We start from the raw sequence: 18,920 nt of genomic DNA, 5'->3' as shown, positions 1-18,920 counted from the left end.
CACCCGCTCATGCCGGCGGCAGCCCCGGCGCCGGCACCGCCGCCCCCACCCGCACGCACGCCGCCCGCCGTCCCGCCCCCGACTCCCGCAGAGCCTGGTCCTGCGTGGCGCACACGTCCAGCGCGACCGGGCAGCGCGGGTGGAACGTACAGCCGGCGGGCAGCGCGGACGGATCCGGCGGGTCGCCCGGCAGGCCGCGCGGGGCCCGGCGGGAGGCCGGGTCGCCGATGCGGGGGAACGCCGCCGACAGGGCCAGGCCGTACGGATGCCGCGCATCGGTGAAGACCTGGTCCGCCGGGCCCTCCTCGACGACCCTCCCGGCGTACATCACCGCGAGCCGGTCGCAGGTGTCGGCCAGCACCGACAGGTCGTGGCTGATCATCAGCAGGCTGATGTCCTGGTCGGCGACCAGCTGCTCGATCAGCCGCAGGATCTGCGCCTGGACCATCACGTCCAGCGCCGTCGTCGGCTCGTCCGCGACGATCAGCCGCGGATCGCAGGCCAGCGCCATCGCGATCATCACGCGCTGCCGCTGCCCGCCCGACAGCTCGTGCGGGTACGCCTCGGCGCGCGCGGCCGGCAGCCCCACCTGCTCCAGGAGCTCGACGGCCCGCCTGCGCGCGGCCGCCGGAGTGGACTTGAGGTGCAGCATGACCGGCTCGGCGATCTGCTCCCCGACGCGGTGCACGGCGTTCAGCGAATGCATGGCGCCCTGGAAGACGATCGAGGCCCCCGCCCACCGCACGGCCCGCAGCCTGCCCCACTTCATGGTGAGGACGTCCTCGCCGTCGAGCAGGATCTCACCGCTGAGCCGGGCCGACGCGGGCAGCAGCCGCAGCAGTGCCAGCGCCAGCGTCGACTTGCCGCAGCCGGACTCGCCCGCGATGCCGAGCTTCTGGCCGGCGGACAGCGTCAGGTCCACACCGCGTACGGCGCGGGTCCCGGCTCCGTACGTGACGTGCAGGTCCCTCACTTCGAGCAGCACGCTCATCGGGCGGACACCCCCAGCTTCGGGTTGAGCACGGACTCGACCGTGCGCCCGCACAGGGTGAACGCCAGCGCGACGAGCGCGATGGCGATGCCGGGCGGTGCCAGGTACCACCAGTGCCCGGACGACACCGCGCCCGCCTCCCGCGCGTCCTGGAGCATGCCGCCCCACGAGACGACGTCCGGGTCGCCGAGGCCGAGGAAGGCGAGCGTCGCCTCGGTCAGGATGGCGTTGGAGATGCCGAGCGTGGTCTGGGCGAGCACGAGCGGCATGACGTTGGGCAGGACGTGGCGGGTCATGATGTGCCCGTGGCCGCCGCCGAGCGCCGTCGCCCGCTCGATGTACGGACGCGACTCGACGGCGAGGGTCTGCGCCCGCACCAGGCGGGCCGTCGTCGGCCAGCTCGTGACGCCGATCGCCAGGATCACCGTCCACACGCTGCGCGACATCACCGTCGCCAGCACGATCGCCAGCACCAGCGTCGGCATCACCAGGAACCAGTCGGTGATCCGCATGACCACGGTCGAGAACCAGCCGCCGAAGTGCCCGGCGACGATGCCCACGAGCGTACCGATGGCAACGGACAGCGCGGCCGCCATCAGCCCCACGGTCAGCGAGATGCGGGCGCCCCAGATCAGCAGCCCGAGCAGCGAGCGCCCGAACTGGTCGGTCCCGAGCGGGAATTCACCGCTCGGGGACTCCAGCGCCGATCCGGGGGCATTCGTCACGCTCTGTACGTCGCCGCCGACGAGCAGCGGCGCGGCGAGCGCGACCAGCGCGATCACGGCCAGGGCGCCGAGTCCGAAGAGCCCCGTCCGGTGCGTGCGGTACGAACGCCAGAACCGGGCCACGGAGCCGCGGCGCCGCGCCCACGCGAGGGACGACGCGCTCTGCGCGTCAGCCGTGGAAGTCATCGGCCCACCCGGGGATCGAGCAGCGGATAGAGCAGGTCGGCGAGGAGGTTCATCACGATCATCGCTCCGGCGAAGACGACGAAGAGCCCCTGCACCAGCGGCAGGTCGGGCACGCTCAGCGCCTGGTAGAAGAGGCCGCCGAGTCCGGGCCAGGAGAAGACCGTCTCGACGAGGATCGAACCGGCCGCCACATGGCCCAGGTTGATGAAGACCATGGTGACGGTCGGCAGCAGGGCGTTCGGCACGGCGTGGCGGCGCCGCACCAGGTCGTCGCGCAGCCCCTTCGCGCGCGCCGTCGTCAGGTAGTCGCTGCCCATCTCGTCGAGCAGCGAGGACCGCATGACCAGCAGCGTCTGCGCGTACCCGACCGCGACCAGGGTGATCACGGGCAGCACCATGTGGTGCGCGACGTCGGCGACGTACGCGAAGCCGGACGCGTCGCCCGACTCCATGCCGCCCGTCGGGAACATGCCGGGGACCGGGCCGATGCCCACCGAGAAGGTGATGATCAGCAGCAGGCCGAGCCAGAACGACGGCACGGACCACAGGGTGAGGGCCACCCCGGTGTTGACCTTGTCGCCCAGCCCGCCGTGGTGCCACGCGGAGCGGGTGCCGAGCCACAGGCCGAGGGCGGAGTAGATGACGACGGCGACGCCGGTCAGCAGCAGGGTCGCGGGCACCTTCTCGGCGATCAGGTCGCCGACCGGCGCGTGGAACTGGTACGAGGTGCCGAGGTCGCCGCTCAGCGCCTTCGCACAGTAGTCCGTGAACTGCTGCCACACCGGCAGGTCGAGCCCGAACTGGCGTCGGAGCGAGGCGAGTTGCTCGGCGGACACCTGACGGCCGTGCGTCATGGTGCGCACCGGGTCGCCGGGGATGACCCGGAAGAGGAAGAAGCTGGTGACGAGGACGGCGAAGAGCGAGACGGCCGCACCGCCCAGCTTCCCCGCGACGTACAGCAGGTAGGCGCGGGCGGAGCGGGCGCGGGGGCCGGACGGCCCGGACTTCACCAAGGCCGGGCCGTCGGCCGTACCCTCCGCGAGGGGGGCGGTGCTTGCAGTGCTCATGGACTACTCACGGTCTTCCGCGGTGGAGCGGCGGCGCATGGCGACGAAGACCCCGAGCCCCACGGCGAGGACGGCGGCCGCACCGATGCCGACGACGAGACCCGTGGAGGAGCCGCCCTCCCCGGAGGTGTCGTCGACGTCGGCGGGCACGGCCGACCACCAGCTCCAGTAGCCGTCCTGGCCCCAGAGATTGCCGCCGGACCCGGGCATCGTCGTGATCGACTTGATCTGGTCGGTACGGTACGCCTCGACCGCGTTCGGATACGCCATGACATTCATGTAGCCGGTGTCGTACAGCCGCGACTGCATCCGTTTGACGATCTCGGCGCGCTTGGCCTCGTCGTACTCCGTGGTCTGCTGCGCGTAGAGCTCGTCGAACTTCTTGTCGCAGATGAAGTTGTCCGTCGCGCCGGTGTCCTTGGGCGTGGCCGGCAGCGCGGCGCACGTGTGGATGGAGAGGACGAAGTCGGGATCGGGGTTGACGGACCAGCCGTCGAAGGCCAGGTCGTACTCGCCGGCCAGCCAGGGGTCGGAGACGTTGTCGAGGCATTCGACCTTGAGGCCGATGCCCAGCTCGCCCCACCACTCCTGCATGTACTTGCCGATGGCCTTGTCGTTCGGGTCGGTGGCGTGGCACAGGATGCGGAAGTCGAGCGGCTTGCCGTCCTTGCCGACGCGCTTGCCCGCGCTGTTCTTCTTGTAGCCCGCCTCGTCGAGGAGCGCGGCCGCCTTCGCCGGGTCGTACGCGATCTTCTGGTCGGCGGACGGCTTCCAGTGGTACGCCGGGAAGCGCGGCGGGATGTAGCCCTCGCCCTCGACGGCGTGGCCCTGGAAGACCTTATCGATGATCGTCTTGCGGTCGGTGGCGGCGAAGAGAGCCTGGCGCACCCTCCGGTCGAGCAGCGCGGGGTGGCCGTTTCCGAACTTCTTGCCGTCCTTCGACCTGGCGCCCGGGTTGGTGGCGAGCGCGTAGAAGCGCCGGCCCGGGGCGTCGTTGACCTTGATGTTCTCGGCCTTGGAGAGGGACGCGGCCTGGGCGGGGGTGAGGTTGGCCGCGAAGGACACCTCGCCCTTCTGGAGCGCGGCGACGGCCGCGTCACCGTCCTTGTAGTACTTCAGGACCAGCTCGTCGAACTTCGGGGCGCCGCGCCAGAACTTCTCGTTCGGCTTGAGCTTGACGTACTGGTCCACCTTGTAGTCGGTGAGGACGAAGGGGCCGTTGCCGACGACGGGGAACTTCTTGTCGTTGTTGAACTTCGAGAAGTCGCCGACCTTCTCCCACTCGTGCCTGGGGAGGATCGGCACGTCGAGCGCGGCCATGGTGGCCTGCGGCTTCTTCAGCTCGATGACCAGCTGGGTGGGGCTGGGAGCGGTGACCTTCTTGAAGTTGGCGACGAAGCTGCCGTTGGCGGTGGCCGCGCCCTCGTCCTTCATCATCGTGTTGAACGTCCAGGCGGCGTCCTCGGCGGTGGCCTGTTCGCCGTCGGACCAGCTGGAGTTCTCACGGATGGTGTACGTCCACGTCAGCTTGTCCGGCGACGGCTCCCACTTGGTGGCGAGGCCCGGGACCGCGTGGTTGTCCTTGACGTCGTAGTTCGTCAGGTTCTCGTAGATCAGCCGGTGGACGCTGGTGGAGACCAGGCGCTGAGCCAGGAACGGGCTGAGGGAGTCGATGCTCTGCGAGACCGCGACGGTCAGCGTCCGCTTGGCATCGGCCTGCGCCGCCTTCGCCTGCTGCGGCGCGGGATTGAGCGGGGTCGCGGCTGCGGCGGCCAGGGCCAGGGCGGTGGCTCCGACGGCCAGAAGGGTTCGAGTGCGGGGGCCTTGCCGGGTACTGCGCGGAATCTCTGTGTCCATGGGACGTGACCTCGCGTCATGGCTCGCACGGGGAGCGCGTGTTGATCAGTGGGCTCCAGCTGGTGAAGCGAGGTTTATCAGCGCTGGTCCGGCTGCGTCAACGATGCGCCAAACCCCGCGTGGACTGCGGGAATACCGGGCTGATCGACGCGGGGCCGCACGGCGGAGGCGGTGTGGCCCTTTATTGGTCCAGACCCTTGTCGCCTTCCTGCTGAGGGGCCGGCGGAGCCCTCGGACCGGCGGGGGAGGGGTGCCTGGCCGCTCGTCCGGGACGCGGACGTTCGAAGTGACGCCGTACGTGGTCCGTTTGGTACTTTGAGCGGATCTATCTCTCTGCCTCCCCGGGGGACCCCGTCTTGAGCCAGTCCTGGCAACCCCAGTACAACCCGGGCAACCAGCCCCCCATGCCCCAGCAGCCCCCGGGACCGCCTGCGGGGTTCGGCGGCCCGCCGCCCGCCCCCGGGCAGTTCCCGGTGCAGCCCGGGTACCCGTCCCCGGCCGGACCGTACGGGCCGTACGCGCCGTACGGGCAGCAGCTGAACAGCGGGAAGCCGGTCGCCGCCTTCTTTCTCGGGCTGCTCTTCTCGGTCGCCCTGGCCTCGCTCTACAGCCTGGTCATCTATGCCTCGTACGAGGACATGCCGCAGGACGTGGCGCGCGTCCTCTATGTGGCCCACGCCCTTCTCAACGCGGCTGCCGTCGGTATCGTGGTCGGCCTCGTGGCCCGCGGCCGCGTCGGTGCCCACATCAGCGGGGCCGTCGTGGCCATGCTCGGCGCCTTCTTCGGCTACACCAACGGTGTGGCGCTCATCTTCATCGACATGGGTGGAATGCCCGGGTTCTCGAACATGATGGAGGACGACCCCTTCACTCCGGCCAAGGCATGGTGGGGCAACCCGAGCGACCCCGAGCTGGTCTCTCTGTTCGGCCTGCTGGCCGCCGGAGCGGTGGCCTGGGGGATGGCCTTCCTCATCGGCCGGCGGCGCCGCTGACGAAACGCACGACGCCACAGCACTGCGCCCCGCCGGATCCCATCCGGCGGGGCGCAGTGCTGTGCGGTGCTCAGGTCAGGTCAGGTCGAACTCACCGTCGCGCGCACCGAGCACGAACGCCCGCCACTCGGCTTCGGTGTACCGCAGGACGGTCTCCGGGTCCACGGACGACCTCATCGCTACGGCCCCCTCGGGCAGGTACGCGATCTCGACGCGCTCCTCGTCCTCACTCGTGCCGGGAGCGCTGTGCCACTCGACGCCAGAGATGTCGAGGGCGTACAGCTCTTCCTTCTCCTGTGCGCTCCCCATCAGTCAAACTCCCTTTCGGCAACGGCGGCACGTCGTTTCGGGCATCTTAGGCCGACCCGACGCGCCTTGCGCATAAGCACCTTGTAGTAACTCACCCGCACGGGGGACGGACCCCGCGTACTACTGGGTCCAGCCGGGACCGGGCTGCTGTTGGTGCTGCTGCTGGGCCGGAGGCTGCTGCTGCCAGCCCTGGCCCTGCGGGGGCTGCTGCACCTGCTGCTGCCAGCCCTGCCCCGGCTGGGGGGCGGGGACGGGCGGCTGCTGCTGGGGCGCGTACCCCTGCGGGTGCTGGGGGACCTGCTGCTGGGCGGCGAAGCCCTGGCCCTGCTGCGTGCGGGCGATGTCCTCGGCGACGAGGGCCGAGAGGTGGAAGTACGCCTCACGGGTCTTGGGGCGCATCATGTTGAGGTCGACCTCGGCGCCGGCCGCGAGGTGTTCGTCGAAGGGCACGACGACGACACCGCGGCAGCGGGTCTCGAAGTGCGCGACGATGTCGTCCACCTTGATCATCTTGCCCGTCTCGCGGACCCCGGAGATCACGGTGAGGGACCGCTGGACGAGGTCGGCGAACCCGTTCGCGGAGAGCCAGTCGAGCGTCGTCGAGGCGCTGCTCGCACCGTCCACGGACGGGGTGGAGATGATGATCAGCTGGTCGGCGAGGTCGAGGACGCCGCGCATCGCGCTGTAGAGCAGACCGGTGCCCGAGTCGGTGAGGATGATCGGGTACTGCCTGCCCAGGACTTCGAGCGCACTGCGGTAGTCCTGGTCGTTGAAGGTCGTGGAGACCGCCGGGTCCACGTCGTTGGCGATGATTTCGAGACCCGACGGCGCCTGCGAGGTGAAGCGGCGGATGTCCATGTAGCTGTTGAGCTGCGGGATCGCCTGCACCAGGTCGCGGATGGTGGCACCGGTCTCACGCCGCACCCGTCGGCCGAGGGTGCCGGCGTCCGGGTTGGCGTCGATCGCCAGGATCTTGTCCTGGCGCTCGGAGGCGAGCGTGGCGCCGAGCGAGATGGTCGTGGTGGTCTTGCCGACACCGCCCTTGAGGCTGATCACCGCGATCCGGTAACAGGACATCACCGGTGTGCGGATCAGCGCCAGCTTGCGCTGCCGCTCCTCCGCTTCCTTCTTGGCGCCGAGCTTGAAGCGGGACGGTCCGGAGTTGTTCTTACGGGCCTTGGGCTGGTTGCGCAGCAGCCGGTCGGAGGAGAGCTCGACGGCGGCGTTGTAACCGAGCGGGGTGCCGGGCGCCGCCTGCTGCTGGGGGTACCGGCCTGAGGGCCCGCCGGGGCGGTCCAGCCCTGGGAGCCGTAGGCGGGCGGGGCCGAGGGGTGCTGCTGCGGCGGCGTCTGCTGGTACGGAGGCTGCTGGGCCTGCGGCATCTGCTGCGGCTGTACGGCCGGCTGCGGGGGCGCGGGCTGCGCGGGCTGCGGGTAACCGTAACCGGCCTGCTGGGGCGGGTAGTTGTAGCCGGCTTGAGGCTGCTGCGGGTGTGCGGGCTGCGGCTGCGCGGCCTGCGGCGTCTGCTGCTGGGGCTGCGGGTAACCGGGTGCGGCCTGCCCGCCCTGCGCCGGGTAGCCCGGGTGCTGCTGGGGGGAGGGCTGCTGCTGCACCGGAGGCAGCGGCTGGGCCGCGCCGAAGGTGCCCTGCGGGAAGGGCTGGTGTTGCGGCTGCGGCTGGGCGAACGGCCGGGGGTAGCCGTACCCGGCGGCCTGTGCGGCCGCGGCCTGCTGGTCGGGCTGGACCGGCTGCTGCGGTGCGCCCTGAACGGGCTGTGCGGGCTGGTAACCCTGCGGCAGCGGTGGGAGGCCCTGGGAGTCCCGCGGAGCCGTACCGGCGTGAGGCGCGGCGGCCCGCGGAGCGGGCTCGCTCTGCGGCTGGGCCTGCGCCACCGGCTGGGGTTCGGCCGCGGCGGGCGCTGCTGCCGCGGACCCGGTCCGCTCGTCGGCACCGGACACGGCTTCGCTCTCCGTGTCCGTGTCCGGACCGGGCTGAAGGTCCGGTGCCGAGTCGGTGCCGGCGCCTCCTTCGGCACCGGGCGTGGCCTCGGAGCCGCCCGGCTCCGCCTCACCGCCGTGCTCCTCCGCCGGCTCCTCGGCGTCGTCGGCCCCGCCGAACAGCGCTGCCGCCTCGGCGTCGGCAGCGGCGTAGTCCGGCTCGGGGATCTGCTGGGCGGGGGCGGGCTGCTCGGGGGCGGGCTGCTCGGGGACGCTCGCCGCCGGGGCGGCCTGCGACGGGTTCACCTGCGCGTCCTCGGCGACCGGACGCAGTACGGGGAAACCGGGCGCGGGCACCGCGGGCGGGGGCGCGCCGGCCCCGGCCGGCTGGGCCTGCGCCTGCGGATACCCGTAGCCGGAGGGGTCCTGGGCCGGCTGGGGCACGCCGGGCGCGGCCTGCTGCGGCGCGGCCGGTCCGGGCTGCTGCGGATACCCGTACCCACCGGGCGCGGGCTGCTGCGGATACCCGTATCCAGCGGCCTGCCGAGGCGCCGCCTGCTGGGGCGCGCCCGGCCCCGGCTGCTGCGGAAACCCGTAGCCACCCTGCGCGTACGGCTGGGCCGGCGTGGGGGCCTGGGGCGCGGGCACCCCCTGCTGCGCGGGACCACCCGTCGGCCCCAGCGGCGGCCCGGTCGGCGGCGGCGGAGACACCTGTCCGGCGCCCCCCTGCCCGCCCTGCGCGGAGCCACCCCGCGCGCTCTGGTCGTACCAGGCAGGAGGCTCGTAGACGATTTCGAACTCGCCGGTGAGATCCAGCTCGCGGTCGTCCCCGTCCGAGGACTGGCCGCCGCCGTCGTACTCGGACCGATCCCTGTTCACTGCTTTGCCTCCTGGTCAGCCACTGCTGCTGAGTGCATCGTCGCGGTCGGGCGGATGGGGTGGCGCGTCCTACGCCGCTGCGACGTTCACCGCATCACCGGAACACTAATCTTTCGCCCCACGGTACGGAAAAGCGCCCTTGCGTGCGGACCGGCTCCGCTGCTCCTCCGGCGACCGCGCCCGGCCGACTCCCAGGCGGCAGTACTCAGTCCAGGCGGCGGGCCATGCCGAGCAGACCCGTCTCCGCGTCCGTGGGCTCGGTCATGACGTACTTGCGATGCTTGCGCGTGCACCACAGGGTGACGTTGTCGGAGAGGGTCGGCAGCATCTCCAGATGCTCGGCCGGGACGCCCAGGGTCTCCCGTACGACCTCGGTCTCCTGAGGCGAGATGCGCTGGATCCCGACCAGTTGCGCCTGCATCAGCCAGCGCGGCGCGTGCTCGCCGACGAAGGGCAGCACGGTCACCACGGCCTGCCACGGCAGGGACGTCACACGCCCGCGCGGCGGACGTACGCCGCAGTCGCGGATCAGCACCACCGGGCTGGAGACCGACGGTCCCTGTGCGGGAACCCGTCCCACCGGGTAGACCGTCATGCACTGCTGGCCGCCACCCGCAGCCTGGGCCAGCTGCTGCCAGGCCTGCGGGCGGCCGGTTTCGACGCCCACGCGCGCGCCCGTCGCGGCGGCGCGCAGCGCCAGCACCTGGGCCAGCCACAGGCCGCCCACCACGACGACGTCGAAGGGGTTGGGGCGGGCCAGGCCGAGCACCGCCGGCTGGGACTCCGGGTCGGTGCCGATGATCACGCCGTCGTCGCCGATCGGCACGCTGATCGCCGCGACCTCCTCGGCGGTGACGACATGACGGTTGCGGCGCGGCCCGCGCAGCCCGAACCCCGGGCTGAAGATGCGCCGTTGCTGCTGGGGCGCGTCCGGACGGACGATCGGGATCAGACCCGTGTCGGTGGGCGAGGCCACGTGCGCGGGGGTGCGGGCGGGCTCCTGGCCCCGCTGCCCCGGGTTCATGGTCGGTGTGGGGTAGGACATCAGGAGGTACCTCCGAGAGGCAGGGTGGCGAGAGCTCCGGGTACCTGTTCCCGGTCCAGGCGCACCAGGCCGACCTTGGACGCGCTCGCGTCACGCTCCAGATCCCGCCGGACCTGGCCCAGTTCGTTCTCACCGCGGCCGGTGATGCGCACATGCCCGGTGACGGAGACGCCCCGGTTGCCGGCCTTGCTCAGCGTCATGCTGAACGTCGTCGCGAGCACGGGCAGCGAGGTGAACTGCGTGATCAGCTGCGGCAGTGAGACACCGCCGTCCCCCAACTGCGGCCAGCGGGAGATCCAGTACGTCGAGTGCCACCGGTCGTCGACCCGCCAGCTCCGCACCGACTCGACCGTGCGCCGCTGAGCGGGCCGGCCGTCCTGGCCGTGCTGCGCGTTGGCCCGCGGGTTGAGGCAGCTGGAGGTCGCGAGCGCCTGCACGAGTTCGTTCTCGTCGAGGATGGTCGCCTCGAAGCCGGCCCCGGCCAGCCGGCTCGCCAACTGGTCCGCCACCCGCAGCAGCGTGCGCTGGGCACCGGCAACGCCGTCTCCGCGCGCCTCCACCGCCTCGGGGCACAGTTCGGGGTCGAGCTTGAGGGCGACCCAGGTGAGCCGGAGCGCGGGGGACCCGGCACGGGCCTGGAGGGGCCCGTACGACCGTGCGGCGATGGACTGCGGGGGCAGGTGCGGCGCGGGCGCCGGCTGGGTGTGCTGCACCACCTGCGCGGAGGCGAGCCGGATGCCGTCGACCTCCAGGGCGTCCTGGATCAGCTGGAGCGGCAGTTGCCGCCCGGCGAAACCGGGGCGCAGCGGCTCGTCGCCCGGCTGCACGAAGAGCACCGCGGTCAGGAACGAACCGTCGCCGATCATGCCGATCGAGCGGTCGTCACGGGAGACGAAGGTGTACGTCCGCAGGGCGGAGTCGCACTCCACGGTGGGGGCCAGCAACGGGTCCGTACCGGGCGGCACGGGCAGTTCGGCCTCACGCCGGCGGCGTTTGAGGGCGCGTGTCGTCTCGTACCACTCGGGCAGCGGCCGGTGGTGCCGGCGCACGATCGCCAGAAGCAGCAGCAGCGCGGCAACGGCGCCGGCCGGGGCGAGCAGCCAGCGCTCGGACGCGACCCAGGCGACCAGCATGACGGCCGCCGCGAGCTCCACCAGGATGAGCTGCTGCAGCCGCAGCGGACCCATGCCACCGGGGTGGGGCAGCGTACGTGGCGCCGCGGTGGTGGAGGTGATGGAGGGAGCCGGGGACGGCGCGGTTCTGCGGCCACTGCCCGGTTGCTGCTGTGCGCGGCGTCCGCGCCGAGTGCTCGTAGCGCTGGTCATCCCCCGGGAGGTCCCTTTCGCGAAGTGGTGGCCCTCGTCGGTGGAGATCGCCGGTGGAGATCTCAGCGCCGGGGCCAAGGGCCGCAATTGCCCACGTCAGTTGTGCGAGTGGTCACGGTACCCGCTGATGAACACGGGGCGACACAGGTGCCGGACTACGAACACGACACGGGGCTGTGAAGATGCGGCGGGGACCCCACACCTGATGGATCACGGTCGCGGGGCGCAGTGCATAGTGGTTCCCCTGCCCAGCTGAAGCAGCCTTACGCACGATCCTTCTTCACGCACGACCACACGGGAGAGCCAGGACCATGGCAACGCGTCGGGATGAGCTCGCCGCCTATACGTTCGCTCGCAAGCGCACCGTCGCAGCGTTCCTGGCACCATCGCCCGGGGGATCGGACGAAGGCGCGCCGCGTCCGGTCCGTACCGTGATGCCCAGCCTGGCGGTGGGCGTGGTGCTGGTGGTGGGCTTCATCGCCTGGGGCGTGCTCAAGCCGTCGGCACCCAAAGGCTGGGACACCGCCGGCGAACACATCATCGTCGACAGCGACTCCACGACGCGTTACGTCGTGATCAAGGACAAGGGTCCGAACGGCAAGGAAGTGCCGACGCTGCACCCCGTCCTCAACTACGCCTCCGCCAAGCTCCTTCTCGACAAGGGCAAGGGCAGCGTCATCGAGGTGCCCGGCAAGGACATCGACAAGAGCGGCATCCCGCACGGCGCGACGCTCGGCATCCCGTACGCCCCCGACCGGCTGCCCACCAAGGACGACGCCGAGAAGGCGAAGACCTGGGCGGTCTGCGAGCGCCCCGCCCCCGGCTCGAACACCTCCATCGACCGTGCCGTCTTCGTCCTCGACGGCGACGACGCGAAGTCGGTCAAGAACCCGGGGAAGGTCGACGCGCGCGAGGCGCTGTACGTCGTCGACGCCAGGACCAAGGTCGAGTACCTGATCGACGGCCAGGGCAACGCCTTCCAGCTGGGCGGCACACCGCGCCTCGACGACACCACGATGGAGCAGCTGCGCGCCGCCGTCATCGGCACGACGGCCGAACCGCAGCCGGTGAGCACGGAGTGGCTGCAGACCCTCAACCCGGGCGGCGTCATCACGTTCCCGACGGTGCCGTCCCTCGGAACGCCGACCGCGGTCGAAGGGCTTCCCGCCGAGGCGGGGACGGTGGGCCGGGTGCTCAAGGCACAGGACGCCCAGGGCGATCAGTACTACGTCGTGCTGAAGGACCGGGTCGCCGCGATCACGCCGTTCGTCGCCGACCTGCTCAAGCGCTCGCCGTCCGCGAAGCAGGCGTACGGAACCGACGAGATCGCCGACATCAAGGCCGACACCCCGGACATCATCGACGCCAACGGCGGCCCGGCGGACAACTTCTACGCGGACAAGGGCTGGCCGCAGACCGTCCCGCAGCAGGCCAACTCCGTCTCCGCGACTACGGCGACCGGCGTGGCCAACACCACCTCCTGCAGCGTCTACAGCGGCACCGTCGGCGCGGACAAGAAGCCGAAGCTCGCGGCCTGGGCCGGGACGACGTACCCCAAGAAGGTCATCGCCGATTCGCTGAACGCCTACGTCTCCTCCGGTTCGGGGCTGCTCTTCCAGGAGGTCACGGGCTCGGTGCAGGGCGGCGGCGCGACGTACCTGCTGACCGACACGGGCCTGCGCTACTCGCTGCCGACGAACAACGACAGCGCGGCGGACAAGAGCGGCGAGGCCTCCTCGTCCTCGTCGGCGCAGGGTGAAGCGAGCGAGACGGACAAGGCACGAACACGCCTGGGGTACGAGAAGGTGTCCAACCCCGCGGTCGTCCCGCAGGCATGGGCGAAGTTCATTCCGAAGGGCCCCACGCTGGACACCGGAAGCGCCGCGCAGCCGCAGAGCCAGTGAGGTCAACGGGCGGGCGTGCGGCTCGACTTGGTCGTTCTGATCACAGAGTTGCCGCACGCATGTGTGAAGTCTGTAACTGATGGTCGCCGCATATGGATGGGCGACAGGCGGACGATAGAGTGCTTGCAGTGCTCACTGATATGACGCTTATCCGGGGAGTGGCACAGGCTTCCCGGACCATCAACGACATGGGGGAAGGTTCACCATGGCCGGGCAGTTTCGGGTAACAGAAGATGAGCTGACCAGGCTCTCGAGCCAGATCACCACGGTGAATGGTCAGATCCAGGGCGAGATTCGCCGTCTTGGCGGAGTGATCGACCAGGTTGCGGGCGGCTGGCAGGGCCAGGCGGCCAAGTCCTACCACGAGCTCCAGAACCGGTGGAACGAGGAGGCCAAGAACATGAGCGCCATCCTCGAGGGCATCAAAGAAGCCGTGGACTCCACGCGGAGCAACTACACCGCTTCGGAAGAGCAGCAGAACGCCGAAGTGAGCAAGATCATGTCCGACTTCGGCTGATCAACTCTCTGCGACTTCCTGAAACTTCTTCCTGAAAGGGAGCGACGATGTCGATTCTCGTCAATTACGCCACCATCACCAACGCGTCCACGGACGTGCGCAACACCGCCAACCGCATCAAGCAGCAGCTCGACGATGTAGAGGCTGCGGTCAAGCGCGTCGCCACCACCTGGGAAGGTGAGGCGCAGGAGGGTTACCAGCGCAAGCAGCGCGAGTGGGACCAGACCGCTGCGGCCCTCCACTCGACCCTGATGAAGATCTCCGCGGCGCTGCAGAGCTCGGCCGAGAACTACCAGGCCACGGAGAAGAGCAACGCCAACACCTGGAGCTGATCCGCGCTCGAGATGAGACGAGATGGGCCGGCCCGGCCGATGCCGCCACGGTGTCCGCTGGGCCGACCCACTTTCCGGTGCCACTGAAGAAGGCCCCGGAAGCAGCACTGTCAACACAATGAAAACTTCCACCGGAGCCGCAGCCGCGGCTGCGACCACAGCTCCGGCGGAAGCAAAAAGCCTGGGGAGCCTGATCATGGGGGTCCTGACACCCCGTCCGCGTACGCGCACGAGTGGAACCCGCGCACTGCAGCGGGTCTTTGGCGTACTGGCGGTCACCGGGGCCTGTCTGGCATCCGCCCCGCCGGCACTCGCCACCGGCCCGGCCCCCACCCGCCTCGCAGACGCCGACAACCCGACATTCGGGCTGTCCTCCAGCTCCGAGTGCGTCTTCGGCGGCGACATCATCAAGTCCACGCCGTGGTCGCTCCAGCGCGTACTCCTGGACCAGTTGCGCGAGCAGGCGACGGGCAAGGGTGTGACGGTCGCCGTGATCGACACCGGCGTCGACGACAAGAACCCGCAGCTGCGCGGTGCGATGGCGGCCGGCGGCAAGGACTACGTCGGCAAGTCGGGTGACGGCGCCGAGGACATCGAGGGCCACGGCACCCGGGTCGCGGGCATCATCGCGGCCCGCGAGATCCCGGGCACCGGCTTCGCCGGCATCGCACCGGAAGCCAAGATCCTGTCGCTGCGCTACACCGGCGCGGAGGAGAAACAGGGCAACTCGAGGACGATGTCCGCCGCGATCCGCGACGCGGTCGCCAAGGGCGCGGAAATCATCAACATCTCCTCGGACACCGCGAACAAGCAGGACAACACGGAGCTGCGAAACGCCGTGGCGGCGGCCGTGGAGGCCGACGCCCTGATCGTCGCGGCCTCCGGCAACGACGGCGCCGACGGCAAGTCCGCCAACACGTACCCGGCGTCGTACCCGGGTGTCCTGGCGGTGGCGGCCTCGGACCGCAACGACGAACGCGCCTTCTTCTCGCAGGCGGGCGACTTCGTGGACATCGCGGCCCCCGGCGTCAGCATGGTCTCGACCGTCCCGAAGGGCGGCCAGTGCACGGCGGACGGCACGAGCTTCGCGGCCCCGTACGTCGCGGGCGTGGCGGCACTGCTGAAGGAAAAGCACCCGCGGTGGTCCGCAGCCCAACTCGCCGCCCGCATCCAGGAAACAGCCCAACGCCCGGGCCGCGGCCCGAACCGCTACCTGGGCTGGGGCGTAGTGGACCCGGTGGCCGCCCTCTCGGACGACTCCACCCCGGGCACCCGCCCGCAACCGGACCCACCGGTCAAGGCGGGCGCGGGCGAGGTCATCCCCATGGCAGTGACGATGGGCGAGACGGAGGCGGAGCAGGAGCGCCGGGTCGCGATGTACGTGGTGGGCACGGGCCTGTTGCTGGTGCTCGTGGTGAGCGGCAGCGGAATCGCGGTGCGGGACTGGCGCAACAAGCGCGCCAGGCAGTCGGGGTAGTGCGGCGACGTATTTACGTTGTGCAAACGGGTGTTGGCGCTGAAAATTTTGGAAAACAGGGGAGAGGACACGGGGTATGAGCGACGGAATGCGGGTGGATCTGAGTGCACTCGATGAAGTGATCAAGAAGCTCTGGACGCTGCTGGACGACATGGACAAGGCGGGAGAGACGTCGCGGTACCGGACGGACATCCCGATGACCGCCTTCGGGAAGCCGGGCGTCTTCCTGGAGGCTAGCGATCTCTTCAATGCTCACAAAGAGACGAAGGGCGACCTCGAGGGCGCGATCAAGGGGCTGCACGGGCTGATCGACCAGTTCGGCAAGAGCACCTCCAAGGTCAAGGACAAGTACACCGAGCAAGAGTATGCGAACAAGAGTCAAATGGGTGGTAACTCCGGGGGCTCGAACGGCAAGTGGGACTAGCGGTCCGATCGAGAATCACCTACTGAGGGGAAGGGTTCGAAATGGCCGGCGAAAAAGAGCTGCCCAAGCCAGCACTTGAGGGTGAGACCTGCATCGCAGGGCGACCTCAAACCAAGACTGAGTTCATCAATTACCCGCTCAAAGAGCTCAAGCAGATGCTTGAAGGTACCAACCCGGGCGCTATTGAAGAGACCGGCCGTCACTGGGGCACGGTCAGCGAAATCCTCGCCGGAGGTGAGGGAGGGGGAATCGCCGGCCTGCTCGACAAGGCGGTCGACAATGTGCTGGAGCACTGGGACGGAGAAGCTGCGAGGGCCTTTGAGAAGAAGGCTCGTGGTATCGCGCAGAGCGTGAGGAATGCGGCGTGGCACGCCGATCTCAATAGCTCCCAGATGGCTGATGCCGCAGGGCAGTTGCGTACCTACAAGACGCAACTGGACGCCATTGAGGAACCCAGTGGCTGGGCAAAGGTCGGTGACGCTCTCAGTGACTGGTCCTGGGACAACGGCGAATCGACGGCCGAGGATCTCGGTGACCGCAAGCTGACCGCCAAGGAAGTAGCGGAAATCAATGAGGGCAAGATCGGTGCAAGCCGAGAAGCGCACCTCAACGGTGTTGCCGTCATGGAGAATCTCGGCGCTCAGTACATGCGTGTCGAGAGGAATTTGACAAAGAATAAAATCCACCATGACGATCAGGGCAATATTAAGGAGCCCAATCGTGAAGTGGAGTACCCGCCGCCTGTCGCTGTGGGCGACGGCAGTGCATCTCGGCCAGGAGGCTCGACCTCAGGTAATAAGCCGTGGAGCGCAGGCCCGCCCAAGAGCATCGGTACGGCTCCTGAGGTTCCTCGCCCCAAGGGCATCACGGGAGGCGTTCCGTTGCCGCCCTCGACCGGTACGAACGTGGACAGCATCAAGCCCGGCCTGACAGGACCGGGCATTAGCTCGGGTTCCGGCGGAATCAGTGGCGGTGGAGGCAACAGTGTCGGTGGAGGTGCGGGCTCTGGCGTGATGGTTCCCGGTGGCGCTGGGAATCTCGGTGCGGGTGGTGCTCGTGGTGGAATCAGCACCGCTGGCAGCCGTGGCGGTCGACTTGGGGGCCCTGGTGGTGCCGGCGCGGCAGCAGGCCGCGGTACTGGAGCAGCAGCAGGCCGCAGTACTGGTGCCCGAGCTGGCATGGGCGGCATGGGTGGTGGAGCTGGTGCAGGTGCTGCCGGACGAGGTGGTGCCAGTGCCGGTGGCCGTGGGGCTCTTGCAAAATCTCGTGGCGGTGTGGTCGGCGCGGCCAAGGGGATTACGGGGAAGGGCACTGGCGGCGGCGCGGGTCTGCACGGTAGCCGTGGTGGAACGCAGCGCGGCGGCATGATGGGTGGCATGGCTGGAGGCACGGGCGGTCGCAACGGCCGTCGCTCCGGAGACGAGAATGAGCGGGGCGAGCGTCCCGACTACCTGGTCGAAGACGAAGAGACCTGGATCTCGGAAGAGGACCGCAACCGGAACGTGCCGCGCAACATCGAGTAGGCACACACAAACGAGCCGCACGGAATGTCCGTGCGGCTCGCGTGTATGAAGACTGACGTAATCAGTCGTAGTTAAGTAAGGAGCAAGGAATTGGGTACCAAACGAGTCTGGTCCGCGGCGGGAGTCGTGGCGCTGACAGGAGCCTTGCTCCTCACTTCGGCCCCGACTGCCTCAGCTGATTACGTCAGAGACCAGCAGTGGGTATTGGATGTATTTTCAATGGAAGATACCTGGGCCGAGTCTCAGGGGGAAGGTGTGACTGTTGCCGTCGTTGACACTGGGGTGGATGGAAGTCATGCAGATCTGAGCGGCCAGGTCCTTGAGGGGAAAGACTTCACAGGTGGAGGGGATGCTCAGGTGGATGAGGTCGGGCACGGGACTGGCATGGCCAGCCTTATTGCGGCGCATGGCCATGGTCTGGGAGGCTCCTCCGGCATGATCGGGCTCGCTCCAAAGGCGAAAATTTTGCCGCTGCGTACCCTTAAGAAAAAAGATGACAAGAACCTGGAGGAAACCTGGGCCGCTGCAGTTCGTTATGCAGTAGACCAGGGCGCAAAGGTCGTAAACTTGTCTTTTGGAGACGAGTACAGCAGGATGACTGGGAGTACCGGTCGTGAGGCAATTGCGTACGCGCAAGCCCATGACGTAGTTGTTGTTGCAGCCACAGGAAATAATGGTGGAGATGTTGCCTATCCGGCAGCATTGCCTGGCGTTGTAGCTGTCGGTGCCGTGGATAAAGATGCCAACCTATGGGATAGGTCTAACACTGGTAAGCAAGTGACGCTTACTGCTCCTGGCGTCGAGATTCTCTCCGCAAATAAAAATCGAACGCAAGGATACGGTTTGTCTAGCGGCACCTCAGATGCCGCGGCTTATGTATCTGCCACTGCCGCCTTGGTCCGCGCAAAGTACCCAGACCTGACCGCTGGCCAGGTAATTAACCGCCTCATCAAGTCGGCCTCTTTCCTTGGCCATAAGGGACTGAAAGCGCCCGACGAAGGTTACGGCTACGGGATCATCCGCCCCAACAAAGCAGTCACGATGGACATCCCCAAGGGGCCGAAGGAAGGTCCCCTGGGGAAGTTGCCGCAGGCCTCTTCGAAGGCAGGTAGCGCTTCGGCAGGCAACGATGACAGTTCAACCAAGACTAAGAAGAAGTCGTCTTCGATTAGCCAGCTCCTCGTCATCGGCGGCATCGCAGCCGTCGTAGTCATCGGCGGCATCATCTTCGCCGTAGTGCGCAGCCGCGGAAACCGTGGCAATGCCGGCCCCGGTTCCGGCGACCCCAACGGCGGGCCCCCTGCTCCGAGCATGGGCTATCCGCCCCAGCAGTCGCATGGGTGGCCGCCGCCGCACTCCACCGAAGCACCGGGACACGCCCAGCACCCCAACCCTTACAATCAAAGACCTCCATATCAAGGTCAATAGGC

Annotated in this window: 17 protein-coding genes; 8 read left to right on the top strand and 9 right to left on the bottom strand. The window is 68.9% G+C overall.

Going from position 1 to position 18,920, the window contains the following annotated elements; genetic code table 11:
* Nucleotides 1–7: 7 nt before the first annotated feature.
* From BN1555_RS08145 to BN1555_RS08130, 4 genes are read right to left on the bottom strand one after another with little or no spacing between them, the layout of a single operon-like run.
* A complete protein-coding gene (locus tag BN1555_RS08145) occupies nucleotides 8–991 on the bottom strand; it encodes an ABC transporter ATP-binding protein (RefSeq protein WP_093798748.1) in 984 nt (327 codons plus the stop codon).
* Nucleotides 988–1,902 carry an ABC transporter permease gene (locus BN1555_RS08140; protein ID WP_093798747.1) on the bottom strand — a complete coding sequence of 305 codons (915 nt, stop codon included), beginning with the start codon at nucleotides 1,900–1,902 and terminating at the stop codon, nucleotides 988–990. The genes BN1555_RS08145 and BN1555_RS08140 overlap by 4 nt, the downstream gene beginning before the upstream one ends.
* The gene (locus tag BN1555_RS08135; protein WP_093798746.1) at nucleotides 1,899–2,969 is read right to left on the bottom strand and encodes an ABC transporter permease; all 1,071 of its coding nucleotides are present in this window, start codon (nucleotides 2,967–2,969) and stop codon (nucleotides 1,899–1,901) included. Before BN1555_RS08135 ends, BN1555_RS08140 begins: the two co-directional genes overlap by 4 nt.
* Nucleotides 2,970–2,972: 3 nt before the next feature.
* Nucleotides 2,973–4,826 carry an ABC transporter substrate-binding protein gene (locus BN1555_RS08130; protein WP_093798745.1) on the bottom strand — a complete coding sequence of 618 codons (1,854 nt, stop codon included), beginning with the start codon at nucleotides 4,824–4,826 and terminating at the stop codon, nucleotides 2,973–2,975.
* A 404-nt stretch (nucleotides 4,827–5,230) separates the two neighbouring features.
* Here BN1555_RS08130 and BN1555_RS08125 point away from each other — a divergent pair, with 404 nt between their 5' ends.
* A complete protein-coding gene (locus tag BN1555_RS08125) occupies nucleotides 5,231–5,818 on the top strand; it encodes a hypothetical protein (protein WP_255305936.1) in 588 nt (195 codons plus the stop codon).
* A 75-nt stretch (nucleotides 5,819–5,893) separates the two neighbouring features.
* Here BN1555_RS08125 and BN1555_RS08120 read toward each other — a convergent pair whose 3' ends face one another.
* The 5 genes from BN1555_RS08120 to eccE form a co-directional block, all read right to left on the bottom strand.
* Nucleotides 5,894–6,127: a DUF397 domain-containing protein gene (locus tag BN1555_RS08120; protein WP_093798743.1), complete on the bottom strand. Its 234-nt coding sequence runs from the start codon at nucleotides 6,125–6,127 to the stop codon at nucleotides 5,894–5,896.
* Between the two features lie 120 nt (nucleotides 6,128–6,247).
* Complete coding sequence (locus BN1555_RS41585) at nucleotides 6,248–7,204, bottom strand: MinD/ParA family ATP-binding protein (RefSeq protein ID WP_369688957.1); 957 nt, start codon at nucleotides 7,202–7,204, stop codon at nucleotides 6,248–6,250.
* Between the two features lie 14 nt (nucleotides 7,205–7,218).
* Nucleotides 7,219–8,943, bottom strand: a complete 1,725-nt coding sequence (locus BN1555_RS08110) for an SCO5717 family growth-regulating ATPase (protein WP_093798741.1) — start codon at nucleotides 8,941–8,943, stop codon at nucleotides 7,219–7,221.
* Nucleotides 8,944–9,148: 205 nt separating this feature from the next.
* Nucleotides 9,149–9,988 carry a hypothetical protein gene (locus BN1555_RS08105; RefSeq protein ID WP_093798740.1) on the bottom strand — a complete coding sequence of 280 codons (840 nt, stop codon included), beginning with the start codon at nucleotides 9,986–9,988 and terminating at the stop codon, nucleotides 9,149–9,151.
* A complete protein-coding gene (gene eccE, locus BN1555_RS08100; RefSeq protein WP_093798739.1) occupies nucleotides 9,988–11,313 on the bottom strand; it encodes a type VII secretion protein EccE in 1,326 nt (441 codons plus the stop codon). Before eccE ends, BN1555_RS08105 begins: the two co-directional genes overlap by 1 nt.
* A gap of 311 nt (nucleotides 11,314–11,624) precedes the next feature.
* Here eccE and eccB point away from each other — a divergent pair, with 311 nt between their 5' ends.
* The 7 genes from eccB to mycP (BN1555_RS08065) all read left to right on the top strand — a co-directional run bounded on the left by eccB (nucleotide 11,625) and on the right by mycP (BN1555_RS08065) (nucleotide 18,918).
* Nucleotides 11,625–13,217 (top strand): type VII secretion protein EccB, encoded by a 1,593-nt coding sequence (gene eccB, locus BN1555_RS08095; protein WP_093798738.1) that lies wholly within the window; start codon nucleotides 11,625–11,627, stop codon nucleotides 13,215–13,217.
* Between the two features lie 205 nt (nucleotides 13,218–13,422).
* Nucleotides 13,423–13,734, top strand: a complete 312-nt coding sequence (locus BN1555_RS08090) for a WXG100 family type VII secretion target (protein WP_093798737.1) — start codon at nucleotides 13,423–13,425, stop codon at nucleotides 13,732–13,734.
* A gap of 47 nt (nucleotides 13,735–13,781) precedes the next feature.
* Entirely contained in the window at nucleotides 13,782–14,066 is a 285-nt protein-coding gene (locus BN1555_RS08085) for a WXG100 family type VII secretion target (protein WP_093798736.1), read from the top strand.
* Between the two features lie 196 nt (nucleotides 14,067–14,262).
* Nucleotides 14,263–15,543 (top strand): type VII secretion-associated serine protease mycosin, encoded by a 1,281-nt coding sequence (mycP, locus tag BN1555_RS08080; RefSeq protein ID WP_093798735.1) that lies wholly within the window; start codon nucleotides 14,263–14,265, stop codon nucleotides 15,541–15,543.
* A 76-nt stretch (nucleotides 15,544–15,619) separates the two neighbouring features.
* On the top strand, nucleotides 15,620–15,967 hold the full coding sequence (locus tag BN1555_RS08075; RefSeq protein WP_093798734.1) for a hypothetical protein: 348 nt from the start codon (nucleotides 15,620–15,622) through the stop codon (nucleotides 15,965–15,967).
* Between the two features lie 41 nt (nucleotides 15,968–16,008).
* Nucleotides 16,009–17,490: a hypothetical protein gene (locus BN1555_RS38455; protein ID WP_141662829.1), complete on the top strand. Its 1,482-nt coding sequence runs from the start codon at nucleotides 16,009–16,011 to the stop codon at nucleotides 17,488–17,490.
* 90 nt (nucleotides 17,491–17,580) lie between these two features.
* Nucleotides 17,581–18,918, top strand: a complete 1,338-nt coding sequence (mycP, locus tag BN1555_RS08065; protein WP_093798732.1) for a type VII secretion-associated serine protease mycosin — start codon at nucleotides 17,581–17,583, stop codon at nucleotides 18,916–18,918.
* Nucleotides 18,919–18,920: the final 2 nt, after the last annotated feature.

The organism is Streptomyces sp. Wb2n-11, from assembly GCF_001049855.1.
Taxonomy (GTDB): Bacteria; Actinomycetota; Actinomycetes; order Streptomycetales; family Streptomycetaceae; genus Streptomyces; species Streptomyces altiplanensis.
Note: the sequence above shows the minus strand (reverse complement) of the source record. Positions and strands in the feature narration are given on the sequence as shown.

Coding starts and splice junctions, on each gene's coding strand:
- eccB (WP_093798738.1), top strand. CDS start 11,625: ATGGCAACGCGTCGGGATGAGCTCGCCGCCTATACGTTCGCTCGCAAG.
- BN1555_RS38455 (WP_141662829.1), top strand. CDS start 16,009: ATGGCCGGCGAAAAAGAGCTGCCCAAGCCAGCACTTGAGGGTGAGACC.
- BN1555_RS08090 (WP_093798737.1), top strand. CDS start 13,423: ATGGCCGGGCAGTTTCGGGTAACAGAAGATGAGCTGACCAGGCTCTCG.
- BN1555_RS08140 (WP_093798747.1), bottom strand. CDS start 1,902: ATGACTTCCACGGCTGACGCGCAGAGCGCGTCGTCCCTCGCGTGGGCG.
- BN1555_RS08075 (WP_093798734.1), top strand. CDS start 15,620: ATGAGCGACGGAATGCGGGTGGATCTGAGTGCACTCGATGAAGTGATC.
- mycP (WP_093798735.1), top strand. CDS start 14,263: ATGGGGGTCCTGACACCCCGTCCGCGTACGCGCACGAGTGGAACCCGC.
- BN1555_RS08120 (WP_093798743.1), bottom strand. CDS start 6,127: ATGGGGAGCGCACAGGAGAAGGAAGAGCTGTACGCCCTCGACATCTCT.
- BN1555_RS08145 (WP_093798748.1), bottom strand. CDS start 991: ATGAGCGTGCTGCTCGAAGTGAGGGACCTGCACGTCACGTACGGAGCC.
- BN1555_RS08130 (WP_093798745.1), bottom strand. CDS start 4,826: ATGGACACAGAGATTCCGCGCAGTACCCGGCAAGGCCCCCGCACTCGA.
- BN1555_RS08085 (WP_093798736.1), top strand. CDS start 13,782: ATGTCGATTCTCGTCAATTACGCCACCATCACCAACGCGTCCACGGAC.
- BN1555_RS08125 (WP_255305936.1), top strand. CDS start 5,231: ATGCCCCAGCAGCCCCCGGGACCGCCTGCGGGGTTCGGCGGCCCGCCG.
- BN1555_RS08105 (WP_093798740.1), bottom strand. CDS start 9,988: ATGTCCTACCCCACACCGACCATGAACCCGGGGCAGCGGGGCCAGGAG.
- eccE (WP_093798739.1), bottom strand. CDS start 11,313: ATGACCAGCGCTACGAGCACTCGGCGCGGACGCCGCGCACAGCAGCAA.
- BN1555_RS08135 (WP_093798746.1), bottom strand. CDS start 2,969: ATGAGCACTGCAAGCACCGCCCCCCTCGCGGAGGGTACGGCCGACGGC.
- BN1555_RS41585 (WP_369688957.1), bottom strand. CDS start 7,204: ATGTCCTGTTACCGGATCGCGGTGATCAGCCTCAAGGGCGGTGTCGGC.